The sequence below is a fragment of the Microcoleus sp. Pol7_A1 genome (assembly GCF_036701085.1).
GTDB lineage: Bacteria > Cyanobacteriota > Cyanobacteriia > Cyanobacteriales > Microcoleaceae > Microcoleus > Microcoleus asticus.
Map to the genome: position 1 here is coordinate 1 of NZ_JAUBQD010000099.1, position 15502 is coordinate 15502.

22 protein-coding genes are annotated in these 15502 nt (G+C 42.3%); 18 read left to right on the forward strand and 4 right to left on the reverse strand.

Annotated features, from left to right (window positions below):
• Positions 1–302: 302 nt before the first annotated feature.
• The 8 genes from QUA20_RS29920 to QUA20_RS29955 all read left to right on the forward strand — a co-directional run bounded on the left by QUA20_RS29920 (position 303) and on the right by QUA20_RS29955 (position 3924).
• On the forward strand, positions 303–1529 hold the full coding sequence (locus QUA20_RS29920) for an IS4 family transposase (protein ID WP_333193904.1): 1227 nt from the start codon (positions 303–305) through the stop codon (positions 1527–1529).
• 187 nt (positions 1530–1716) lie between these two features.
• Complete coding sequence (locus QUA20_RS29925) at positions 1717–1929, forward strand: hypothetical protein (protein WP_333193906.1); 213 nt, start codon at positions 1717–1719, stop codon at positions 1927–1929.
• 130 nt (positions 1930–2059) lie between these two features.
• Positions 2060–2245, forward strand: a complete 186-nt coding sequence (locus tag QUA20_RS29930; RefSeq protein WP_333193908.1) for a hypothetical protein — start codon at positions 2060–2062, stop codon at positions 2243–2245.
• A gap of 136 nt (positions 2246–2381) precedes the next feature.
• The gene (locus QUA20_RS29935; RefSeq protein WP_333193910.1) at positions 2382–2771 is read left to right on the forward strand and encodes a hypothetical protein; all 390 of its coding nucleotides are present in this window, start codon (positions 2382–2384) and stop codon (positions 2769–2771) included.
• Positions 2772–2824: 53 nt separating this feature from the next.
• A complete protein-coding gene (locus QUA20_RS29940) occupies positions 2825–2974 on the forward strand; it encodes a hypothetical protein (protein WP_333193911.1) in 150 nt (49 codons plus the stop codon).
• Positions 2971–3186, forward strand: a complete 216-nt coding sequence (locus QUA20_RS29945; protein WP_333193913.1) for a hypothetical protein — start codon at positions 2971–2973, stop codon at positions 3184–3186. Before QUA20_RS29940 ends, QUA20_RS29945 begins: the two co-directional genes overlap by 4 nt.
• 98 nt (positions 3187–3284) lie before the next feature.
• Positions 3285–3575: a hypothetical protein gene (locus tag QUA20_RS29950; RefSeq protein ID WP_333193915.1), complete on the forward strand. Its 291-nt coding sequence runs from the start codon at positions 3285–3287 to the stop codon at positions 3573–3575.
• Positions 3568–3924 carry a clan AA aspartic protease gene (locus tag QUA20_RS29955; RefSeq protein ID WP_333193917.1) on the forward strand — a complete coding sequence of 119 codons (357 nt, stop codon included), beginning with the start codon at positions 3568–3570 and terminating at the stop codon, positions 3922–3924. Before QUA20_RS29950 ends, QUA20_RS29955 begins: the two co-directional genes overlap by 8 nt.
• Positions 3925–4074: 150 nt before the next feature.
• On the opposite strand, the gene QUA20_RS29960 is transcribed toward QUA20_RS29955, so the two are convergent.
• Positions 4075–4563 (reverse strand): hypothetical protein, encoded by a 489-nt coding sequence (locus tag QUA20_RS29960; protein WP_333193919.1) that lies wholly within the window; start codon positions 4561–4563, stop codon positions 4075–4077.
• A gap of 100 nt (positions 4564–4663) precedes the next feature.
• Between QUA20_RS29960 and QUA20_RS29965 the strand changes: the two genes are divergently transcribed.
• From QUA20_RS29965 to QUA20_RS32210, 4 genes are all read left to right on the forward strand, one after another.
• Positions 4664–5491, forward strand: coding sequence for a GNAT family N-acetyltransferase (locus QUA20_RS29965; RefSeq protein ID WP_333193920.1), 828 nt, complete (start codon positions 4664–4666; stop codon positions 5489–5491).
• Positions 5492–5632: 141 nt separating this feature from the next.
• Entirely contained in the window at positions 5633–6034 is a 402-nt protein-coding gene (locus QUA20_RS29970; protein ID WP_333193921.1) for an IS630 transposase-related protein, read from the forward strand.
• Positions 6035–6047: 13 nt separating this feature from the next.
• Positions 6048–6326, forward strand: a complete 279-nt coding sequence (locus tag QUA20_RS29975; RefSeq protein ID WP_333193922.1) for a transposase — start codon at positions 6048–6050, stop codon at positions 6324–6326.
• Positions 6327–6351: 25 nt separating this feature from the next.
• Positions 6352–6531, forward strand: coding sequence for a transposase (locus QUA20_RS32210; RefSeq protein ID WP_445304732.1), 180 nt, complete (start codon positions 6352–6354; stop codon positions 6529–6531).
• Between the two features lie 192 nt (positions 6532–6723).
• Here QUA20_RS32210 and QUA20_RS29980 read toward each other — a convergent pair whose 3' ends face one another.
• The 3 genes from QUA20_RS29980 to QUA20_RS29990 all read right to left on the reverse strand — a co-directional run bounded on the left by QUA20_RS29980 (position 6724) and on the right by QUA20_RS29990 (position 8233).
• The gene (locus tag QUA20_RS29980; RefSeq protein WP_333193923.1) at positions 6724–7056 is read right to left on the reverse strand and encodes a hypothetical protein; all 333 of its coding nucleotides are present in this window, start codon (positions 7054–7056) and stop codon (positions 6724–6726) included.
• Positions 7057–7224: 168 nt separating this feature from the next.
• Positions 7225–7788, reverse strand: a complete 564-nt coding sequence (locus QUA20_RS29985; RefSeq protein WP_333193925.1) for a hypothetical protein — start codon at positions 7786–7788, stop codon at positions 7225–7227.
• 160 nt (positions 7789–7948) lie between these two features.
• Positions 7949–8233 carry a hypothetical protein gene (locus QUA20_RS29990; protein WP_333193927.1) on the reverse strand — a complete coding sequence of 95 codons (285 nt, stop codon included), beginning with the start codon at positions 8231–8233 and terminating at the stop codon, positions 7949–7951.
• A 257-nt stretch (positions 8234–8490) separates the two neighbouring features.
• Here QUA20_RS29990 and QUA20_RS29995 point away from each other — a divergent pair, with 257 nt between their 5' ends.
• The 6 genes from QUA20_RS29995 to QUA20_RS30020 all read left to right on the forward strand — a co-directional run bounded on the left by QUA20_RS29995 (position 8491) and on the right by QUA20_RS30020 (position 15068).
• Positions 8491–9063 (forward strand): hypothetical protein, encoded by a 573-nt coding sequence (locus QUA20_RS29995; protein ID WP_333193928.1) that lies wholly within the window; start codon positions 8491–8493, stop codon positions 9061–9063.
• Positions 9064–9351: a hypothetical protein gene (locus tag QUA20_RS30000; protein WP_333193930.1), complete on the forward strand. Its 288-nt coding sequence runs from the start codon at positions 9064–9066 to the stop codon at positions 9349–9351.
• A 207-nt stretch (positions 9352–9558) separates the two neighbouring features.
• Positions 9559–10758 carry a leucine-rich repeat domain-containing protein gene (locus QUA20_RS30005; RefSeq protein ID WP_333193932.1) on the forward strand — a complete coding sequence of 400 codons (1200 nt, stop codon included), beginning with the start codon at positions 9559–9561 and terminating at the stop codon, positions 10756–10758.
• Positions 10759–11293: 535 nt separating this feature from the next.
• The gene (locus QUA20_RS30010; protein ID WP_333193934.1) at positions 11294–12979 is read left to right on the forward strand and encodes a calcium-binding protein; all 1686 of its coding nucleotides are present in this window, start codon (positions 11294–11296) and stop codon (positions 12977–12979) included.
• A 243-nt stretch (positions 12980–13222) separates the two neighbouring features.
• A complete protein-coding gene (locus QUA20_RS30015) occupies positions 13223–14293 on the forward strand; it encodes an IS630 family transposase (RefSeq protein ID WP_333193936.1) in 1071 nt (356 codons plus the stop codon).
• Positions 14294–14771: 478 nt separating this feature from the next.
• Complete coding sequence (locus QUA20_RS30020; RefSeq protein WP_333193938.1) at positions 14772–15068, forward strand: hypothetical protein; 297 nt, start codon at positions 14772–14774, stop codon at positions 15066–15068.
• Positions 15069–15502 lie beyond the last annotated feature (434 nt).

Genomic DNA, 15502 nt, shown 5'->3' on the forward strand with positions numbered 1-15502 from the left:
TCACTTCTCTGCGGTATTGCGTAAGCGTTGCTTGCCGAAGGCATCGCATCTCTCTTTAAAAACTGTCCGAAGTATTGTCAAGTGCTTTTGTCAAGCATGATTGAGATGCTCTTACCCTGCTTCTGTACTTGATGAAATATCCGATCAAAAAGAGCTTGGGAAACTAATTATTTTCCCAAGAACTACAGAAGAGAAAGAGCGAGCAGCAAAACTTGGAAGGCGTAGTGATATGGCAATACGGTTTACTTAAGGTCGAACAAGTGATAAACTATATATGATATACAAAAAGTAAATCAAGTATAGTGCCGTACAAAAAATTATTATTAGAATCTCCCAAGCTCAAAAGTAGCGATGTATTCAAAGCAATAGAGGTAGCAATTCCATCAACAGAAATAGAAGCAGCTATTCTCAAAGCAAAAGCCCAAGAAAAACGGCATCGTGGGCTACCATCACAACTGGTAGTGTGTCTAATCATAGCAATGAGCTTATGGTCAAAAGACTCGATGCGGGACGTACTAAAAAATCTGATTGATGGACTTAATAAAGTCTGGTTGAAAACTGGCAAATTCTGGAAAACTCCCTGCAAGGCAGCTATTACTAAAGCCCGAAAAAGATTAGGACCTTCTGTAATGAGCCAGTTATTTCATCAGTTGGTACGACCAATGGCTACAACTGAAACAGTGGGAGCTTTTCTGAATGGATTGAGAGTTGTAGCAATAGATGGAACCTGCTTAAATATCCCAGACAGTGACGAAAATGCCAGAGTTTTTGGCCGTCCAGGTAGCCGTCCAGGTACAAGAGCTGCTTTTCCCAAAGCTAGATTAGTTATTTTAGTAGAAGCAGGAACACACTTAATATTTGATGCTTTAATATGCCCATACAAGATGGGAGAAAGAGTCAGAGCATTAAGGTTATTACGCTCAGTTACTAAAGAAATGTTGTTAATGTGGGATAGAGGCTTGCATTCATATGCGATGGTGTCAGCCACGCTCAGCAAGGGTTCTAACTATTTAGGACGAATTCCGTCAAATGTTAAATTCCTCAACGAAACACAACTAGAAGATGGTTCTTACTTAAGTTTTATTAATCCCCCAGGCAAATTCAGAAAACAAGGATTTAAACCAATCCAAATTAGAGTAATTGAGTACAGGATTGAAAACTTAAACGACCCAACAGCAGAAATTAAGTATCGTTTAATTACAAGTTTATTGGATTCTCAAAAATTTCCGGCAAAGTTATTAGCTGCCGAATATCATCAACGTTGGGAAGTGGAAAATACAATTGATGAATTCAAAGTACATCTCGGGGAAAGAAAAACTCATGTTCGCTCTCAAAGACCAAGAGAAGTAGTACAAGAAATTTATGGCCTATTATTAGGACATTGGGCTGTGCGGTCATTAATTTGTCAAACAGCGCATAGTGCAGAATTTTCCCCATTAAGTATTTCTTTCACGGGTATATTACGAGTTATTCGTCGTGCTGTTCCAAGATTTCAGCGATTAGAATCACAGGAAATCCCTTTTTTTTAACTTGGCTGAATTTGGAGATACTTGATGCAACTTTGCCGCCAAGAGTGAGCGAGAAACAACCCAAGAGTTGTCAAAAAACCTGTTTCAAAGTTTAAATCCAAAAAAGTCAAACACAGAGGTACTGGAATAAAAACTAATCCTCCTATTTTTAAAATCTTAAAGCCTCCCAAGCCTTAAGTAAACCGTATTGAGTGATATGGGTGTGTTTACATTTGTAGCGGATAAACTATCACTGTCTCTGCTTTGCCAGAAGATAGCTACTCAAATTCTGTCAAAAACAGGTATAGAGGACAATAAAATTTTAGTGGAAGGTGCAAAAGCTGATAGCATTATATCCCTTAAGAACATTAATGCTCCGGAGCTTGCAGATCGCATCTTTGCAACCGCTACAGCGATCTAGTTCTAGCGTAGCTCTGAATGTTCTTGCAAAATGCGGTCTAACAATTCGCTTGGAGCGGACTGTTGAAAGATCTTGGTACATTGCGAGGGTTACTTGCAGCCGATCAAGCGAACCGTTACGGAGGGACATCATGCAGGAATCCACCGTTTATCGTTCTAGTTCCAGAGATGCTGAGAAAAAAAAGACACGGGCGGTCGTTATCAATCTCTTGCGTAGAGGAGTGGCGATCAACATTATTGCCCCTTCCACAGGCTTATCGATTGAGGAAGTCCAACAACTTCAGCAGCAACTGAATGTCTTTACAAAATTAGCCTGAACTGTGTGGCGATCGCCGCATGACAACCCGGTTGAAGCGCATTGACAAAGAAAGGTTATCGGTGTTGTCATGCCGCGATCGCTTCAGTTAAGATGGCTGTTATGTGAGGGCTTCATTTATTCGTCACTAAAAATATATGACTAATAACAAAGATCTACTTTCAAGAATGCAGAGGTATCAGCGTACCTGGAATTTTGGTGCTAATTGCTTACAATTTGCTCATATTTCCTTGGGTATTTTAGCAATTGGATCATCACTAATCGTTGCGACATTTACACACGAGCTAGGAGACTTTTATACACGCATCTTTGCTTTTGTTAGCGCGTTATCATTTGGAGTTGTAAACTCAATCAATTTTGGCGAAAAAGCAAACAATTTTCGCCACGCTACCAGGCATATCAATGTTGGTTTGATGAAATTTCTGGGAGGGCTGTCGTCTGAGCAAGAGCTAATTGACACTTACAAGGAATGCGAAGATATAATTAGCGACTGGAAATTTGTACCCCCACGCCAGCAGCAATCTTGATATCGGTATATAGGTTAAAATTAAGAAACTGTGATGCGATTGTGGCTCGATTCTTGGCAGAATTGCAAGATGAGCAAAAATGGGAAACTCGTTTTACTGCCACAAGAGATGATCAATGGGATCAGATGGCTACAATAGTGCGTCAGGAAATTGGAGAAGGTGAAATCGTTTTACTTGATGAAGTTTTCCCAACACAAAAATGAAATCAAGTGCCACTAAGTCGTTTCGTAAACGGCTGAATGCTCTTCCTGCATTGGTTCAGGAGCAAGTCGCTACAGCCTATGCTCTCACGCCAATGGGTGTAGGGCGTTGGGTCACTTGTCAAGATCTTAGAGCTTTTGTCCCATCGTCTGGGCAATCGATCGTCATCAACTTGCAACAAGCATCCCTACGATTTTTACGCTCTAATTCCTAATTGTAGCCAGTAGTAGGATGGGCATTCTCTCATCCTACCAACCTGTGAGATATCATAGAGGAGTTTACAGAAGCCGAATAGCGATCGGGAGTCAACCTATGCAAGCAATCCTGTTAAGCAGTGAAGAAGTTGCGAAACGCGCCTACCAAATCTACGAGAACGGAATTCGTCAAAAGGTTGAGACAGAGGAAAATATTGGCAAAATGGTCATCATCAATATTGAGACAGGTGACTATGAATTTGATGAAACCGGGCTACAAGCAGCGCGAAACCTCCATGCAAAGCATCCGTATGCAAGGCTCTTTGGAATCCGCATCAGCTATAATGTGGCGGCTTCTTTCGGTGGTGTGATGGAGCGGGTAAGCAGTGATTTCCGGTATTGTGACTGACAGACATACGATCGTCTCGTTGACATTTCTCTTGGTGAATGGCGCAACTTTCCCGATCGAGTTTGTTATAGATACAGGTTTTACGGATCACCTTTGCCTACCACCAGAAGCAGTAAACTTGCTGAGGCTTCCATTCTTATATAATCTGCCTGCAAACTTGGCCGATAACAGTTCAGTTTTTCTTCCCGTTCATCCAGCAACAATCCTTTGGGATGGAGTCGAACGAGATGTTCGTGTCTTTACTACTGGGCGACGACCTTTAATTGGTACTGCTCTGCTCAACGAACAAGAACTGGTGATTCAGTTTACGGAAGGTGGGTTGGTGACGATCAACGTCTATCCAGCGTGACGCAGCGCAAGCTAACAACACAGTGGAGCGGACGGTAGAGAGTCTTTGCTCACTTTAGCCGTTAGACTACGAGGTGAGTCAGCAATCAATTCAGGTAAAATCTCAAGAATTTTCTCCGCCATCGCATTACCCACTTCCCTCGGTTCCAGCTTATGCAATCCACCACCCATACACGCGACCCTCATCCATCAGCGTCTCAAAAATGCGATCGAACCCCTGCCACACCTCTTTGAGCAATTCTGGCTTCTCTAAAAGCACTTTGGCAAGAGCGGGTTTAGGATACAGCATCAAATAGACATTGGTAGCCGTAGCCATTGAATGATTCCGAATAAATCGAAAAGGTCTACCTCTACCAGTAAGCCAACTTGAGGATAGCAAGTTAAAAAACCCAGGGGTCGCCGGGACTGTGTGCGCTCGCCAAGCGAGTTTCTGCTGCTGTGTATTTTGTGTGTTCTCGCTTGGCGAGCGCTCAAGAGTGAGACAAGCGTGAATGATGGTGAGATAGGCACTAAGAAATATGGGATGCAGAGAATGACTGACTGGCCGAGCGAACAAATCAATTTGCTGGACACCGACTACGCTGACATCCTTGCCATCCCCCATTCGAGCTGCAACTGGTGAGGTTGGGGATTGAGCCAAACTCCTCAACGCACTCCCATTCGCAGGGTGGAGGCTAGCCGCATTTTCACACCTCTGGCCCAGTTCCGCATATAATATTGACACAAAGGAGATGATGCAGATGATAGAGGAAGAATTTAGAAGATACGACGAAATCCAGTTACTTTTTGCAGGACTCATTGGCAAAAATATTTATTTTCCCCTCCAATTCGTTCCAGAGATGAAAGTCGAACAAACAGAAAGTTACGTTTTCATTAATTCTGGCTACAAGACAGATACTTTTAATGTCGTTATTAGTAAAAAATTCGATAGCGAAGATGGAAAGCGTACTATTGCCAAGGTGTGCGAAGAGTTTAATTCAGCTTGTTTACCATCCGCTTGGTGGACTTGTGAAGAATTTCGGGATGTTTATGTCTCTTCAACCTTAGAAGAGCATGGATTTATCGAAGATGAAGCGGATCTGGGTATGGTTGCAAATCTTGATGGTTTACCGCAAGAGATTCAGTATCCTCTTAATCTCAAGTTCCGAATGGCAACCTCTTCTGAAGAAATCAATGAGTTTGGAAAGATTATCGCTTCACTTTTTGAGCCGCCAGATGACTTCGTTATGCCATTTTATCGGCGGGTGGGCGAGTTGGATAATTTGGAGAACCGTCCTTTGAGATTGTTTCTGGGGTATGTCGATAATAAGCCTGTTTGTACGAGTTCAATCTTTTTGCTCCGTCAGACAGCAAGCCTGTTTGATATCAGTACGCTTCAAGAGTTTAGAAATTGCGGTTACGGCTCGGCAATCACGCATTACACGCTCAGTTACGCCAAGAAACTCGGAGCGCATTTTGCCACCCTTCAGGCAGCGCCGGATGGTGTAAATATATACAAGCGAATGGGCTTTAAGGAAGCTTGCACTTTCCGAATCCACTCCAACAAAAGAAGGATTTTGAGATATTAAGGAAGTAATCGAGCGCTCGATCAAAACTTGATGGGTTGAGTTAGGAAGGCAAACTGCAATTTCCCCACCTACGAATTGGAAATGCTACAGCAAATTCCATGTAGATGTGGTACACTACATTCAGTACACAAGCCCAAAAAAATGAAAGCTTATTCGATCGAGTTTCGTAAAAAAATAATTAAAGCCTATGAACAAGGTGATACATCAATTAGGAAAGTAGCCCAACGTTTTGATGTGAGTAAAGCGTTTGTTCAAAAAATCTTAAAACAAAAACAAACGACTGGTCACGTTCAACCAAAAAAACAGGGTGGAAGCCTTAAAAGTGTGTTGCACTCGTCCACAGCTAAATTGACCCAGATGGTAGAAAAATATCCTGATAGTACCTTATTAGAATATTGTGAATATTGGCTAGATAGCTACCAACAATCTGTCAGTCCTAGTATGATGTGTCGCGAATTAATCAAACAAAATCTGACGCGAAAAAAAAGACAATACGGAGTAGTCAATCTGCCACCGACAAGCCGTGCAACTTTTGAGGTGTGAATATTGGGAAAAAGTGAAAAATATCGACCCTGACAACCTCGTTTTTTTGGATGAAATGGGCGTTCTATTGGGGTTAAAACGAACCCATGCACGTTCAAAATGTGGTAGTAGAGCCTATGATTTAAAACCATTTTATCGGGGGGCCAAAGTCACAGTTATTGGAGCAATCAGCTTAAAAAAAGTAGTAGGATTAATGACGCTCAACGGGTCGATGGATAGTCAGGTATTTGCAGTTTTTGTTGAACAGTGCTTAGTGCCAAACTTATGGGAGGGTGCAGTCGAAGTTAATTGATAATCTACCAGCCCATAAGTTGGCCGTGATTGAACCACTGATTCAAGCCGCTGGTGCAAGTGTTCTGAATTTATCACCCTATTCTCCTGACTTTAATCCAATCGAATTATGGTGGTCACAACTCAAAGCTTTTTTACGGAAGTTTTCGCCCACTACTACCAAGATGGTTGATGTTTTACTAGCTACGGCGCTTGACGCGGGTTAATCCACAGCACTTTAAAAACTGGTTTACAAGCTGCTGCTACTGTACTTCATAAACCTGGAATCCGCTGTAGTCATTCCTCGCTGGTGTCATGGAAGAAACTGGCGATCGCTTTTGATACAGATGAAACTATCGCCAGCATCCCTCCAAAGTTGTTACCAATTTATTACCAAGTTGTTACCAAGTTTATGCCAATTAGTTAGTTGGACTCAACGGGATTCGCTTAGTAACAATGCTCATAAATTCCCCCTCAGTTGGAGCAGGCATAAGCAAACTCCACTCGCTGATATGAGCGAACTGTAGCCTGTAAAGCCAGCGCATCGTGTAAGTAACCCCGTAACTCGATCCAAAAATCATTATCCTTACCCGTTCGCAGCCATCAGATTGAGCTGGCAAGCTGACCGCACCAGGAATGACCGACGGTAAAGTATCGTCTGAACTAGGCACAAAATTTAGATTTTGCGAATAAACCACTTGTGGCCTGAAACTTGGTGTCGTTGGCAGCCCAATATCAAAGTTTGTAATCATAATTCGAGCCTCCTACTGGTTTTAGGGGATTAGTCGCGTGGGGGATGTTCCAGATATTCTTTCTTGGCGTGATTAGTTATAGGTGGCATCATTTCCCCATAAAAAACCCCAACCCACTAACTGGACTAAAAGAGAAATTTTAGATGCCATCTTCTATCAACTCAATAATTAATCGTTCCTCCCGTCGCCCCGTGCGGGTGCTGTCGGTGCGTTGGATTCGCTTGATATTCGCCAGCACAGCGCGCTTGCTAGTTGGTTTTGTTCGACGCGATCGAGAACTCGCACTGTCGGGAACCAAGCCTGCAAGTGGGATAAGTCGCTGTTGACAGTGCCGGAGTACGCTTGGAATGGGTCGGCTTCCAAACAGACGAAGGTTCGCACAGCGTAGAGCTCATCCAAGTTGAGTCCGTCCAAGCGATTAATCAAGGATTCGAGGGAATATTTTCGGGGCGTCGTGTGTCCCGCAATCGCTTGTTCCCTCAGTTCCCACCAACTCATCACGTCGGCCCGTTCGGTGGAACACAAAATCTCGTGTTTCCGAACGCAGATGTAAACTGGCTGTCCGTCTTCCTCTATCAAATTATCTCGGTCATCCAGCAGGCGACCGGTGACGGTTTCAGGGCGAACGTCGGTCACTTCCATGCGCCCCGTTGCGGTTGTGACGCGGGGATTGGGTATTTCTACAAAGCTCTGTCGGGCGGGTTGCGATGGCTGCCCGTAATCTGCGAACATAAGGTTGCTCCTTGGTAGCTGGTGTTATCAGCGAATGGGAGAAGTCCTGGGAAAAGTGTTTGCACCACTGCACCAGGGCGTCATTCCCACACTAAAACCTGCGCTGTGGTCGGTCAAGGAGCTTACCGTATAATATCTGGTATTGTTTTCCGGTGAATTACTAATGGGATTGTTTGAGGCGCTCGGCAATAATGTTGGAGAGTTCGGGATTGTTGCCCGCTGCGTCAAGGATAGAACGGAGAGAATTAGCATAAGCGAGAGTTCGTTCGTACTGTTCGGGCATTTTCTCGAAATCAATGCCGCTTCCCCATTTACTCGAAATAGTCTCTGTTTGCACGGCTAGGATGCGGCTCAACAAGCGGACGCATTCCGCTCTATAGCCCCTAGTAGCTTCCATCTGGGCGTCGGCATTGAACCACAGCCTACAAAACTCTCGTGCTTTCACAGGTTTTACAAATTTATCGATAGAACGTCTTTTTATTACCAACATAATTGTCCCTAGCTTACCTTATATCTTATGGTAAACTAGGGAGAAAGAATCGTTTGGATTTACACGATAATATCATGTAACGAATGGTTAAAACTCCGCAGCGGTTTGCGAACAAAGCTCAGGCTTAGCAAAACCACAGCGTTGGCACAACGCAGGAAGCCCGCGACAACAATCAGCAAGTGTTCGAGTAAAGGTCAAACACGGGAGAAAATATGACCGAATCAGTTAGAGCCGTCCGAGCCTCGGTGCAAATAGGTTCTCTCACAGTCGATGGGTTCATGCTGCCAGATGGCAGTTATCGGATGAGCCAGACACAAGCGGCTGAATGTGTTGGTTTGTCAGAAAGAAACGCCCGCGAATTTTTGCAATCCAAAGCACTGAAGACCTTGCTAGGAGAAGGTTATACGCCCGCGACTTCTGAGATAGAACCCGATGCAGGGCAAGTGCGTGGGGGTAGTCGAATTCGGGCTTTGCCGTTGGAAATTGTCGGAGCTTACTGGCTGTGGCAAGCGGCACGAGGAAACAAGACAGCGTTAAGTCTGGTCATGTCTTTGCTGACTGAAACTCTCGAACGTCGCTTTGACGCTGCCTTCGGCGTTACCCGCACTCCTCAAGAACGAAACGAGCTCCTGAGCCAACGAGTTCAAGAACTCGAACAGGATATTAGGGAAGCGTTTTGGGTTGACGATGAAGCCAGAGCCGAGCGCGACTACTTTGAGCGTTTACTCAGAGAAAACGGCATCGACCCTTGGAGAATTCCGGGGGGTGAGGAGGAACCGGGCTAATTGCACTCGGCAACTATTGGGGTTTTTCTAATTCCAAAATTCCTTGACAGGCATTATTTAGTTTTAGAATCCGCTGCTGACTCACATCTCAACGAAAACGAACTAGAACTGGTTGAGCGTGCGCTCCAAGCGATTGCGGACAATGACCCCGCAGCAGCCCATGATGTCTATTGCCAAGTGCATCAATTGGGAGTCAAGGAAGCGGTTAAAGCAGTGCTGACAGGCGATGAAAATGAGGATTTTAAACAACTGGTCAAACTTTGGAAGAAAAGCAAAAGTCAGCCTTAAACTAACCCCAAGATGCCAGTCGGAGTTTGGTGTATACCCGCAATCTTGGTTTTCCCGCCTAGTCTTAGCACTTCTAAGCCCTGGATCAAAATATAGAAATATCCTGATGTAGCAGCAAAGGTTACAGAGCTTAAACTGGGAAATAACGCTTTCCAACAAGCTAGATTCTGGTCACAACGAAATAAATGTTACTGAGAGGTAAACGATATGAGCCGAGAGGAAGTAGTGCGACGAATTGAGTGGAATGCTGAGAAAAAATTGGAGGGATTGAAATTGAAATTGGGAAAAAGGGGGTTGAAAGAATTGCCACTAGAGATTGTCAAGTATACGCATTTGATAGACCTTGAGTTTACTTCTTGCAATAACGTTACTTCCATCCCAGATGCGCTCGGTCAACTATCTAATTTGAAAAGGCTTTCGCTTAGAAAAAGTAGGATTACTTCTATCCCAGATGCGCTCGGTCAACTATCTAATTTGACAGTGCTTAACCTGAGCAACAATCGGATTACTTCTATCCCAGATGCGCTCGGTCAACTATCTAATTTGACAGTGCTTAACCTGAGTGACAACCAGATTACCTCTATCCCAGATACGCTCAGTCAACTGTCGAATCTGAGAGAGCTTAACCTGAGTGACAATCAGATTACTAAAATCCCGGAGGCAATTCGCAGCCTAAAAAAATTGGAAAAATTAGATTTGCGAGGTAATCCGCTGCCACTTCCCCCGCAACTTCTGAAGCAGGGTCAAGAAGATGAAGGTTGTGGTAATTTGCGAACAATTCTAGATTTTTACTTCCACACGCGCAATTCAGCCCTACCTGAGCTAGATACTAAGCATCAGAAAATTGAATCTGAGGAATATTTTGGTGCTGAAACTCTTCCAGATTCTAAGCACCAAAAAATTGAATCTCAGGAATATTTTGACCCTGAAACTCTTCCAGATTTTGAGCATCAGAAAATTGAATCTGAGGAATATTTTGACGCTGAAACTCTTCAAGATGCCAGACAACGGATAACTGCTTCTATTGTGCAGCGACAGGGACAGCCTGAATTTCGACATAAGTTGTTAATTGCTTACGCTGGTCGATGTCCAATAACTGACTGTGATGTAGAGTTGGCTATCGAAGCGGCACATATAATCCCATATCAAGGTACTCAAACCAATCATTTAAGCAATGGTTTACCGCTCAGGGCCGACATACACACTCTCTTCGATTTGCATCTACTATCAATCCGACCAAATACCAATGAAGTGGTGATTGCCCCTGAACTGGTCGGCACCTGTTATCAACATTTGGCTGCTCGGAAACTGACTTTGCCCCAGGATAAAAAAACAGCACCAAATCAAAACGCTCTCAGCAAGCATTATGAAACTTTTCTCAGCAAATGCAAAAGTGGTCAGCTATAACGGTTATAAGGTCTAGATGGAGAAAATTGAGTATCCCCGCCTAGAACAAGGCTTTGGAGTGAATAGAAAAATTGGGGTTATCCCCGCCTAAACCCCTAGCGGGATTTTTTCGACGGGCTGTTAAGTCTTTGTCGAAGTGAAAAAATTTAGAAGCCCGTCGGAAAAATAGCCGCCTGCCCGTCCGGCTGAGGATGTCAAAATTCGTGTGTCACGCGCTTGACAGCATTTAACAACCTTAGCAGTTCCAGGCTCTGACTCAGGTTATGCTGATATTCTGATCTATGAGCAACATCAAATCTAATGTAAATGCTTGCTTCCCTAAATCGAGAGGGAGCGATTAAGTCTAAGTTAAAGATGAGTTTTTATATCTTGTCTTGAGCTAGACATAAACGAAACTTATGTTTGAGATCCAACTTGGCTCCTACTCCTCCTTGAAACCTCAGTATAAAGTTTTATTACAAAGCGCAAAAAAAATTCGGCTCAGCCTGTTAACTCTATAATTCTGTAATCCTTCAACAAAAAAAGTAAAAAGACTATGCCTGATATTAACGGCACTCCTAACAACGATATTTTAGCTGGAACTGTCTATTCAGAAATTATCAATGGATGGGCAGGCAATGACCGTATTCTCGCGGATGATGGAAATGACACCATAAATGGCGGTGAGGGTAGCGATTATTTGGATGGAGGCTCTGGAGCTGACCGATTTATAGGTGAATTGGGTTCAGATACTTACATTGTGGATAATCCCGGAGATGTCGTTGTCGAACTTTTAAATCAAGGAACCGACGCAGTGCGCTCTAACGTCACCTATGCCTTACCTGCAGAAATTGAACACTTCCATCTAACAGGCACTGCTGCGATTAACGGCACTGGAAACAATTTAAACAATAGAATTCAGGGCAACTCCAATGATAATATCATATGGGGAATGGCTGGCGCTGACCAGATTGGAGGGGGTGATGGAAAGGACATCCTCTATGGTGGAGAGGATGATGATCGTTTAAATGGAGAGTTGGGAGCCGACCAACTTATAGGTCAATGGGGTAACGATCTCTACATTGTGGATAATCCAGGAGATGTCGTTACTGAACTTGCAGGTGAAGGAATTGACAAAGTGAATGCAGTCACCAATTACACCTTACCTGCACACGTTGAAAATCTCTATTTCGACGGCCCTCCTGGATCTATTTCCGACCCAGCTAACCCCTCTCTTTCATTTAAGGGTTGGGGCAACAATTTACCCAATGTTATCACTGGCAACAGCGCTAATAATATCCTTGATGGCGGTATTGGAGCCGACACACTTGAAGGTATGTCGGGTAATGATGTTTACTATGTGGATAATCCAGGAGATATTGTTACTGAATTTGCAGGTTATGGCACTGACGAAGTGTATTCAACCATTAGCTACACCTTACCTGCACACGTTGAAAACCTCTATTTAGATAGCCAAATATACAATATTAATGGCACCGGAAATGTTCTACCTAACCTCATTCTCGGCAACCAATTTAGTAACGTCCTTAATGGCGGTCTTGGAGCTGATACTCTTATAGGTGGACAGGCTAGTGATATCTATGAAGTGGATAACATAGGAGATGTCGTTATCGAAGATTCTGTAGCGGGCATTGACAGGGTGGTATCTACCGTGACCTATACCTTGCCTGAATCTGCAGATATTGAAGAGTTCTATCTCACTGGCACTGCCGCGATTAACGGCACCGGCAATAATGTAGGCAACACTATTGTAGGTAACTCTGCCAATAATACGCTGGCTGGGGGGCGCGGTTTTAATGTCCTAACGGGTAATGGAGGTGCTGATACTTTCCTCTTCAAGTTTGTAGATTCCTCTCTATCCGTAGCCGGAGATACCATTACCGACTTTACGGTCGGCACTGATAAAATTGACTTGTTGACCCAAGGCGGAGCTGCGATGAATGCCCCTAATAGTTTTAGCCGTGCTGCCAACGATACCACTAGCAGGTATGTACAAGATATAGCAGATAAAGTATTTATCGACGCTAATGGAGAATTAGTGGGAAACCAACCTCTAGGAATTAATAGCGCTGCTTTAGTTGTAGCTACCAACTCTAGCTACCTTGTTATTAATGATAGCACTGCTGGTTTTCAGCTCAGTAACGATTTAGTGATTAGGCTGCAAACCTTTGGATTACTTCCCCCTATGGGCGCTATTCCTGTTACAACTTTCTTTGCCTAAGCATAATCTTAAGGATTGGTCCTGCATAAGAGAAGGACGATTAGCGGTTTTGGGTAAGCTAGAACACGACAGGACGCTCAATCTTATGGGTAGGTCTAAAGTAGATTTTAGAAAACAAAATTTTTAAAATCCCTCGAACTCTTACCCACTATAGACTTACTTGGTTTAACTATATAGCAATCCTAAATCATTATCATGATTGTGATACAATTATATGTAATACTTGATTGTAACAACAAAAACATGAATAACTTACAACTGCCACAAAAAGATAGGGAAAAAGAAATAGATTGTTTAGAATCTTTCATTAAAAGTGATATCGATGCCAGAGAACTAAAACGAGCAATAGCTGTAAGGATGGCAATCTCAGGTAATATCTACCAGGAAATTAGCAAGATTTTGGGTGTAAGTAAGTTTTTTATTGGTTATTGGAAAAAGCAATTTAAAACCAAAGGCATCGACGGACTCAAACTAGGACATAAAGGGTCAAAAGGGTATTTAACGGCTCTACAAAATACTGAAATAATCGAGTGGTTAAAGAATAAAGAATATTGGAATTTAGATGAACTGGTTACTTATTTAGAGCGAGAATTTGGTGTGATATATAAATCTAAACAGAGTTACTATGAACTTTTCGACCGGGCGAAAATTAGTTGGAAAAAAACTCAAAAAACCAATCCTAAATTTGATAAAGAACTGGTAAAAAAAAAGACGGAAGAAATTAACGATATTTTATTTAAAAACAAGGCTGGTATAGAAGCTGGAGAAATGATAGTATTGTTTTTAGATGAATGTCATCTACTTCATGGTGATTTGACTGGTTATGTTTGGGGTCAATCTAAAATCAGAATTGAAGTCCCAATTACCAATGAAAAAGATAGACAAACTTATTTTGGCGCACTCAATTATCAAAGCAAAGAATTCCATGTTCAGAGCCATCCATCTGGTGATGGGAAATCAACAGTTAAATTCATAAAATACTTACAAAATAAATATAAAAATCGCCAGATTATCTTGATTTGGGATGGAGCTAGTTATCATAAATATGGAGAATTTAGAGACTTTTTATTAGAATTAAATGGTGAGAAAGAACCTGATAATTGGTCAATTACTTGTATTTTATTTGCTCCCAATGCTCCCCAACAGAATCCCGTTGAAGATATTTGGTTACAAGCTAAAAACTTTTTAAGAAAGTATTGGTATTTATGCAGGTCTTTTAAGATTGTCAAGTTTTTGTTTGAGTTTTTTACTAACGAACATAAATTTGATTTTCCCAAAATACGTCAATATACTTACACACAGAGAATCATTTAGGATTGCTATAGTAGTTACAGTTAACTTTACTTTGCTGATCGGAGTGTCTTACGTCCTGTCTTACAGTTAGTATTATCCTCGCCTCAACTTTCTAGCTTCTGTCTCGAAAACTAGATTGTTGGGGTTGCTTTGGTGACCAAGACCTTTGATGTACTGTTCACTGAAAATGGCACCCCATTTCTAAAAGTTAGAGAGTTAAATAAAAATCAGAAATTTTTGTACCCTAACGTAACCGTAACCGTTTCAAGTCTTAGGCTGGGAAATTTGTGTTAATGCGTTTGCCACTGTTGGGGCGATCGGAGGGTCGAGCGGTGGCGGTCTAGTTTTCTCTTGTCACAGGTGCGAGTGCAAACCTCACATATTTTTAAAAAGCAAAACCCGCCACCACCTGACGGCAGCGGGTTTAAGTGGTATTTATATAAATAGTTGATGTATTATGATATATTTTATCTACTCTCTATTAACAAAATATAAAAACATGACTTCTAGAACTGTACAAGTTGCCAACACTTATGGTGAATCTGTTCGGGTAAAAGTAATTTATCGAGATGGTAATATTGAAGATATAACATTGGATAATAATAAAATCAAAGTTTTTGAGATAAGTGGTATTCATTTTTTGGAACCACATGAGTGTGAATTAAATATTTTTGTTTATAAATTGGGTGATGATATATTACCCGCTAAGCGAATTATACCTGCTAATAAAAATAATTATCTTGTAAATATCAAGAAAGGTAATACAGGTATTGAAACATCAGTTACAGAAATTTGATTTATAGATATTTCAATCTATATCTTAGGATCTATGAGTATTTTGATGAAGCGTCGAGGTTTACAGGGCTTAGACGGGGAAATATTGATATCCCCGCCTAGAACAAGGTTTTGGAGTGAGTGGAAAATTACCCTTTCCCCGCGTAAACCCTAGCGGGATTTTTTCAACGGGCTGTTAAGTCTTTGTCGAAGTGAAAAAGATTTAGAAGACCGTTGGAAAAATAGCCTCCTGTCCGTCCGGTTTCGGACACTTAAACCCGTGTGTCACGCGCTTAGAGCTATTTAATGACCTTAGCGGTTCCACGCTCTGGGTCAGGATATGCTTTTAACCTGACATAGCAGTGGTACTTCAAGCCTAAGAGACCTCCACAAAAAAAATTATCCAACAGCTATGTGGGTTTAGCGAAAATTTCCACAAACCATTTTTGAAGATTG